Source organism: Streptomyces sp. NPDC055078 (assembly GCF_053607985.1).
Genome location: NZ_JBSGUP010000427.1, coordinates 1 through 7,136 on the forward strand (window position 1 = coordinate 1; position 7,136 = coordinate 7,136).

The 7,136-nt window shown below is 71.5% G+C and carries 6 protein-coding genes; all 6 read left to right on the top strand.

Features of this window, described 5'->3' with window-relative positions:
• The first annotated feature begins 386 nt into the window (after positions 1-386).
• The 6 genes from ACWF94_RS28215 (at position 387) to ACWF94_RS28240 (ending at position 6,838) form a co-directional block, all read left to right on the top strand.
• Complete coding sequence (locus ACWF94_RS28215; protein ID WP_453494384.1) at positions 387-1,322, top strand: SDR family NAD(P)-dependent oxidoreductase; 936 nt, start codon at positions 387-389, stop codon at positions 1,320-1,322.
• A gap of 7 nt (positions 1,323-1,329) precedes the next feature.
• Positions 1,330-3,639, top strand: a complete 2,310-nt coding sequence (locus ACWF94_RS28220; protein ID WP_453494387.1) for a CaiB/BaiF CoA transferase family protein — start codon at positions 1,330-1,332, stop codon at positions 3,637-3,639.
• Positions 3,640-3,700: 61 nt separating this feature from the next.
• Positions 3,701-4,546 (top strand): MaoC/PaaZ C-terminal domain-containing protein, encoded by an 846-nt coding sequence (locus tag ACWF94_RS28225; RefSeq protein ID WP_453494390.1) that lies wholly within the window; start codon positions 3,701-3,703, stop codon positions 4,544-4,546.
• Positions 4,543-4,974, top strand: coding sequence for a Zn-ribbon domain-containing OB-fold protein (locus ACWF94_RS28230; protein WP_453494393.1), 432 nt, complete (start codon positions 4,543-4,545; stop codon positions 4,972-4,974). Before ACWF94_RS28225 ends, ACWF94_RS28230 begins: the two co-directional genes overlap by 4 nt.
• Positions 4,971-6,134, top strand: coding sequence for a thiolase C-terminal domain-containing protein (locus ACWF94_RS28235; protein ID WP_453494396.1), 1,164 nt, complete (start codon positions 4,971-4,973; stop codon positions 6,132-6,134). Before ACWF94_RS28230 ends, ACWF94_RS28235 begins: the two co-directional genes overlap by 4 nt.
• A gap of 53 nt (positions 6,135-6,187) precedes the next feature.
• Positions 6,188-6,838, top strand: coding sequence for a TetR/AcrR family transcriptional regulator (locus ACWF94_RS28240; protein WP_453494398.1), 651 nt, complete (start codon positions 6,188-6,190; stop codon positions 6,836-6,838).
• Positions 6,839-7,136 lie beyond the last annotated feature (298 nt).

Consider the following 7,136-nt stretch of genomic DNA (forward strand, 5'->3'; position numbering starts at 1 on the left):
ACCCGTTGCCCGCTGGGCGGCGAGATCTCCCGCCCCGAAGCCCGGTCCGAAGCCCGGTCCGAAGCCAGCCCCGAAGCCCGGTCCGACCGGTCCCGGCCGCGGGAGCCGCCGCGGGCGACGCTCGACCCGACGCTCAGTCGTACCTCCGTGCTCACGTCCGCGTCCCGGGTGATCCCCAGGGGCGCGGACGCCGGCATGTCCGCGCGGACTGCGGGGGTTTCGGCATCCGATCGCATGCTCGCCGCCGGGCCCGCCGGTCAGGCGGGGTTGATGCGGACAATATTCGTCTGCAAATGCCCCGAAGGAGGGCCCGAACCCTTTACAGACGGATAGCGTCCGTATTAACTTTCACTGCTGTCGGAGCACTGCAACAGAGGAGTCGAGGCATGGGCTGGCTTGATGGGCGAGTGGCGGTGGTGACCGGCGGCGGCCGGGGAATCGGTGAGTCGATCGCCCGGCGATTCGCCGCGGAGGGAGCCGCCGTCGTCATCAACGACCTGGGCACATCGCCCGACGGCGTCGGCGGGGACAAGGGCCCGGCGGAAGAAGTCGCGGCCGGGATCCGCGAGGCCGGGGGCAGCGCGGTCGCCGACGGGGGCGACATCGGGGACGTGGCCACCGGTGAACGTCTGGTGGCCACCGCGGTCGAGGAGTTCGGCAGACTCGATGTCCTGGTGAACTCGGCCGGCATCGTGCGCGACCGCATGATCTTCAACCTCGGCGAGGAGGACTGGGACGCCGTCATCCGGGTGCACCTCAAGGGCCACTACTCGACGGTCCGCCCGGCAGCGCGCTACTTCCGTGAGCAGCGAAACCCTGAAGGCAACTACCGGATCATCAACTTCGCCTCCGTATCCGGTCTGGAAGGCTCACCGGGGCAGCCCAACTACGCCGCGGCCAAGATGGGCATCGTCGGACTCACCTACTCCCTGGCCCAGGGCCTCGCCAAGTACGGCGTCACCGCCAACGCCATCGCCCCGGGTGCGGCGACCCGGATGACCGCCACCGTCCCGGACGACAAGCGCGTCAGCAAGCCCGGGAACGAGGACGCTCCCGACCGCTCGCCGGACAACATCGCACCCCTGGCCGTGTACCTGGCGAGCGAGCGCTCCGCCTGGCTCACCGGCCGCACCCTGGGCGCCCGCGGCTACCAGGTCGGCCTCTACAGCAACCCGGAGGTCATCCGGCAGCTCAACACCACCCGGGCATGGGATCCGGGACAGCTCGGCGATCTCATGGAGGACAACTTCCGCCGGGTCGCGGACGGGCTGCCGCCGAGCGCCTTCGCCGCACAGCTCAACCGCGACCAGCAGGCGAGGTGACGTACCCATGACGGTGCTGCGTGACATCCAGGTCGTCGACCTCTCCACCGGGATCGCCGGACCGGTCGTCGGCATGTTCCTCGCCGACTTCGGCGCGGAGGTCGTCAAGGTCGAACCGCCCGAGGGCGATCCGGCGCGTTCCCTGCCCGGATTCGCCGTCTGGAACCGGGGCAAGAAGAGCATGGTCGTGGACCCGGCCGTACCGGAGCAGTGCTCCCGGCTGGAAGCGCTGCTCGGCGGCGCGGATGTGTGCGTGGTCAGGGACGCCGGAGTCCTGCGTGCTCACGGACTCGACCCGGACCGGCTGCGCCGAACCAACCCGGGGCTGGTGATCGTCGAGGTCCCCCCGTACGCCACCGGAGGCGAAACGCCCTGGACCGGCGGGGAAGAGTCGCACGGTCTGCTCGCCGCCGCGAGCGGAGTGGCGTGGCGCCAGTCCTGCTACGACGGCGGGCCGGTGGAGTCCGTACTGCCCCAGTTCCTGTATGTGCAGGGCCTGTGGGCCATGACCTGCACCGCCGCCGCGCTGCTGGAGCGCGAACGCTCGGGTACCGGACAGCGGGTGACGGTCACCGGCCTGAACGCGGTCATGCAGGCGGCGGTGAGCCTCCTCACCGTGAACGCGGGGGTGCCCGACCCTAGTACGGCGGTCGGGCCGGCGGGCCGCCACCCCACGTACACCAGACACCGGGCCGGCGACGGCGAATGGCTCGGCTGCGGCGGACTCGGGGTGAAGTTCGAGACAGCGCTGATCCGTGCGATCGGCCTCGGGGAGATGCTCGACGAGAGGGAGGGCGGCATGCCGCGCCTGCTCGCGCCCGAGAACCTCGGCCGGACCACCCGGCGGATCAGCGAGGCATTTCTCACCCGGGACCGCGACGAGTGGCTGAAGATCTTCGGATCTCTCGGCATCCCCTGCGGACCCCTCGACGATCCCTCGCAGTGGCTGGATCAGGAGCAGATACAGGCGATCGGGATGCGCGAGGAGGTGACCGACCCCGAGCGCGGTACCGTCACCATGCCGGGCGTACCACTGCGGCTCACCCGTTCCCCCGGGGCTGTCGCGGGTCCGGCACCGGCACTCGGCGGGCACCAGGACGAGGTGCGCGCCCGTGCCCCGCGCCCGGCGGACACCCGGGGATGGCCCCGGCTCGTGGCCGGGCCGCTGTCCGGGCTCCGCGTCCTGAACATGGGCACCTTCGTGGCAGGGCCGTACGCCGGACATCTGCTGGCCGAACTGGGCGCCGATGTGATCAAGGTCGAGCCGATCCAGGGCGACCCCTTCCGCTCCAAGGCGTTCACCTACAACCGGGGCATGCGCAGCCTCGCCCTCGATCTGAGCAAGCCCGCGGGGAAGTCGGCGTTCCACCGGCTCGCCGCGGTGAGCGATGTGGTGGTCAACTCCTCGCGGCCCGGTGTCGCCGCCCGGCTCGGCGTGGACCATCCGACGCTGAGCTCGGTGAACCCGGGGATCGTCACGGTGTCCCTCTCCGGCTACGGCGAGGTCGGAGCGATGGCCGCGGAACCCGCCGTGGACATGGTTGTCCAGGCCATGAGCGGCATGATGAAGCGTCAGGGCGGGGACTCGGAACCGGTGGCCAACACCATCGCCCTCGTCGACACCACATCGGCGGTGATGACCGCACTGGCCGCGGTGCTGTCCCTGCTCCACCGTGAGCGCACCGGTGAGGGGCAGCACGCCTGGACCTCACTGGCCGGGACGGCGACCTTCCTCCAGTCCGGTGAGCTGGTGCGCTACCGCGACCGGCCCGAGCCGTCCGTCGGCGGCCGGGACCACCGGGGCACCGACCCGTTCGACCGCTTCTATCCGGTCTCCGACGGCTGGATCCGCCTCCATGCGAACAGCTCCGGGGCAGTGTCCGCCCGGCGCCTGGCCTCGGCAGGACTCAACGTCGACGAGGCGGAGCTGGCGGCCGATCCGGCCGCCGCGCTGACCGCCGCACTGCGCGAACACACCGGCAGGGACGCGGCACAGGCCCTGAACGAGGCGGGAGTGCCCGCCGTACGGGCCCGCAGGATCAGTGAGGTGCTGAGCGACGAGCAGTTGCTGGCCGACGAGTTCAGCCATATCCGACCCGGTGCGGACGGCATCACCATCCTCGCTCCCGGCCGCTACGCGACCTTCAGCCGCACTCAGCGGTTCGGCCCTCTCCCGGTCGCCGGCACCGGCGAGCGCACCAGGGAGGTCCTGCGCGAAGCCGGGCTCGATGAGAGCGAGATCGCCGCACTCGCCGAGGCGGGCACCGTCGTCGAAGGCGGCCCGATGGAGCAGCGGCTCACTCCCGTCTACCGCTGACGCGAACCGCCGGCCCTCGGGTCCCGGCGACACACCGGCGCAGAACAGAAAGGTGCCCGCGATGGCACTCAACCTCACGGCGGTCGGGCAGCGCCTCGACGCCGGAGAGCGAACATGGAACTCCACCGACGCGATCCTGTACGCGCTGGGCGTGGGAGCGGGTCAGGATCCCCTCACAGAAATGGAGTTCACCACCGAGAACACCGACGGCCTCGAACAGCGCGTACTGCCCTCCTTCGGGGTGATGCTCACGCCCCGGGACAGGCCCGTCGTCCTCGGCGACTTTCCCCGCTCCAGCGTCCTGCACGCCGGGCAGGAACTGACCCTGCACCGGGAGCTGCCCGTCGCGGGAACCGCCCGCACCACCTCCACCATCCTCGGCTTCCACGACAAGGGCGACGACGCCCTCGCCGTGGTCGAGTCCGAGATGGCCGACGCCACCACCGGTGAACCGCTCGCCACCGCGCGCCGCACCATGTTCATCCGCGGTGAGGGCGGCTTCGGCGGCGGACGCGTTCCCACGGATCCGTGGGAACCACCCACCCCCCCCGCCGACTACACGATCAGCTACCCCACCCGGACCGACCAGGCGCTGCTCTACCGCCTCAGCGGCGACCGCAACCCGCTGCACTCCGATCCGGCATCCGCGAAGAAGTCCGGCTTCGGCCGGCCGATCCTGCACGGCCTCTGCTCCTTCGGCTTCGCCGGCCGCGCCCTGCTGCACGTCCTGTGCGACGGCGACCCGGCGCGCTTCTGCGGTATGTCGGTGCGCTTCGCCAAGCCCGTCGTACCGGGCGAGGAACTGACGGTCGAGATGTGGGAGGACGGCGCGGGCTGCCGCTTCCGGGCACGCGTCGGCGACCGGCTCGTCCTCGACCGCGGCACATTCTCCAGGAAGGCGCCATGAGGGAACTCGTACCCACCCCCGACACCCAGCCGTACTGGGACGGCGCCCGCGCGGGGGAACTCCGCATCCAGCGCTGCCGCGGCTGCGGCGAGCACTACTTCTACCCGCGCCCCTTCTGCCGGTACTGCGCCTCCCACGACACCGAGTGGACCGTGGCCTCCGGCCGGGCGACGCTGGTCTCCTACGTCGTCAACCACCGCCCCGCACCGGGGTACGAGAACATCTCGCCGGTCATCGCCCTGGTCCGCCTGGACGAGGGGCCCCGGATGCTCACGAACATCGTCGGCACCGATGCCGAGACCGGCGATCTGCCCCGGCATCTGCCGCTGGGCCTGCGGCTCCGGGTCCGGTTCGACGAGCGGGGCGAACACGTGCTTCCGGTGTTCGCGCCGGAAGACGCTCCTGCCGAGGAAGGGCCGAGCACATGAGCGGGCTCAGCATGAACGGCGGCGATGTCGTCATCGTCGGTGCCGCCGAGACCACCGAGGTCGGCGTCCGGCCGGAGATCTCGGCCCTCGGGCTACAGGCCGAGGCCGCGCTCAACGCGCTGGCCGACGCCGGACTGACCCCGGCCGATGTGGACGGAGTCTCCGCCGCCCGTCCCATGCCGATCGAGGTCGCGCACCATCTCGGCATCACCGCGCGCTGGCTGGACGGTACCGCCGTCGGCGGGTGCAGCTTCCTCATGCACGTCCGGCACGCCGCCGCGGCGATCGCGAGCGGGGCCGCGGATGTGGTCCTGGTGGTGCACGGGGAGTCCGGTCGCTCCCGGGTGGGCACGCCCCCCAAGCCCTTCGATCCGGCGGCCCCGGCCGGGCAGTTCGAAGCCCCCTACGGCGCCGTCACCGCGTACGCCGCCTTCACCGTCCCGGCGGTCGGGTGTCTGCAGGGGCGCGGAATGACCCGGGTGGAGCTGGCGCGGGTCGTGGTCGCGCAACGCGAATGGGCCGTCGAGAACCCCCGGGCGGCGCGCCGGAAACCGGTGACCGTCGAGGACGTCCTCGCGGCCAGGATGATCGCGTACCCCTTCACCAAGGACATGTGCTGTGTGGTCACCGACGGCGGCGGGGCGCTGGTACTGACCAGCCGGCGGCGCGCGGCCGATCTGCGGCGGGCGGACAGCCCGGTGTATGTGCTCGGCTCGGGGGAATCGGGAGAGTCGACGATGGTCTCGCAGATGGCCGATCCCGGTTCGTCCGCCGGATTCCGCAACTCCAGCGCGGAGGCGTTCGCCGCCGCCGGGATCGGGCACGGCGACGTCGATCACCTGATGCTCTACGACGCCTTCGCCCACCTGCCGCTCTACGGACTGGAGGACACCGGTTTCGTCGGCAGGGGCGAGTCCGGCGCCTTTGTCGCCGACGGCCACACCGCCCCGGGAGGGAGGCTTCCGATGAACACCAACGGCGGTGGACTGAGCTACACCCACACCGGCATGTACGGGATGTTCGCGATCCAGGAGGCCGTCCGCCAACTGCGTGGCGAGGCAGCCGTACAGGTTCCGGACCCGGAGATCAGCTTCGTACAGGGCGTAGGGATGTACTTCACCTCGTCGGCCAGTCTCGTGCTCTCCAACCGCCGTCCCTGATGGGTGGCGGCAAGAAGGCGGCACGCAGGGCGGGCGATGGCACAATACGACAGGTGACTCCTCCACCCACCACACCGAACGCGCGGCCCGGACGCCCCCCGGACCAGGAGATCGAGCCCAAGGTCATCGCCGCGGCGCTCGACATCTACGAGAGGAAGGGCTGGGCGGGGTTCACGATCGACGAGGTCGCCCGGGAGTCCCGGGTCGGCAAGGCGGCGATCTACCGCCGGTGGGTGACCAAACAGGACCTGGTCGCCGCAGCCATCATCTCCCTGAAACCGGAGAAGGCCACCGTCCTCAGCGGCCCGCTCCGCGACGATCTGCTGTTGGTCGCCGACAACCTCAGCCGCCGCTACTTCGGCGAGCGGGGCCTGGTCATGCTGCGCGCCCTGGTCGAGGCGAAGGTGTACCCCGAAGTCCTGGGCGAGGCGCTGGAGCGCAGCAGGCTGGAGACCATCGCGGCCGGCCGCGGGCTGGTGGTGGGTGCGCTGGAGCGAGGGGAACTGCCGGAGGGCACCTCTCCCGCGATCTTCATGAACGCCCTCGTCGGCGCGATCCTGCACCAGATGCTGGTCATGCCGGCCGACCGTATGGCCCGGCTCGCGGCGGAGCCGCGGGAATTCACCGAACGACTGGTGGACTTCGTGCTGGCGGGCGCCGGCTGGACCCCGGCGGAGCCGTCCGACGAGGAGAACACGGGCTGATCCCGCCCGGCCGCACGCACTGAGTCCGCTCCGGCGAAGCCGGGTGTGGACGGGTGCCGTGGTGGCCCGCGTGGGCGTGTCCCGGCGGCGCGGCGCGGAGCAGGTGTTGACCGGGGGCGCCTGCCGGGTCGGCCGGCCGCGGCTTCGGTAGCCGGAAAAGGTCGGCGTGGGACCGCGGGAGTCCTTCCACGCGGGTGCCATGACGTGGGGGCTGTCCGGCAGCGCAGGGCGGTGTCGGCGTGGCGCACGCCGCGGCGGCCCGGCTGCGGCGCCCGGCCCGTCGTACGGGCGGGGGCGG

Excerpts from the sequence above, each read along its gene's own strand:
- ACWF94_RS28215 (WP_453494384.1), top strand. The coding sequence starts at position 387 with ATGGGCTGGCTTGATGGGCGAGTGGCGGTGGTGACCGGCGGCGGCCGG.
- ACWF94_RS28220 (WP_453494387.1), top strand. The coding sequence starts at position 1,330 with ATGACGGTGCTGCGTGACATCCAGGTCGTCGACCTCTCCACCGGGATC.
- ACWF94_RS28225 (WP_453494390.1), top strand. The coding sequence starts at position 3,701 with ATGGCACTCAACCTCACGGCGGTCGGGCAGCGCCTCGACGCCGGAGAG.
- ACWF94_RS28230 (WP_453494393.1), top strand. The coding sequence starts at position 4,543 with ATGAGGGAACTCGTACCCACCCCCGACACCCAGCCGTACTGGGACGGC.
- ACWF94_RS28235 (WP_453494396.1), top strand. The coding sequence starts at position 4,971 with ATGAGCGGGCTCAGCATGAACGGCGGCGATGTCGTCATCGTCGGTGCC.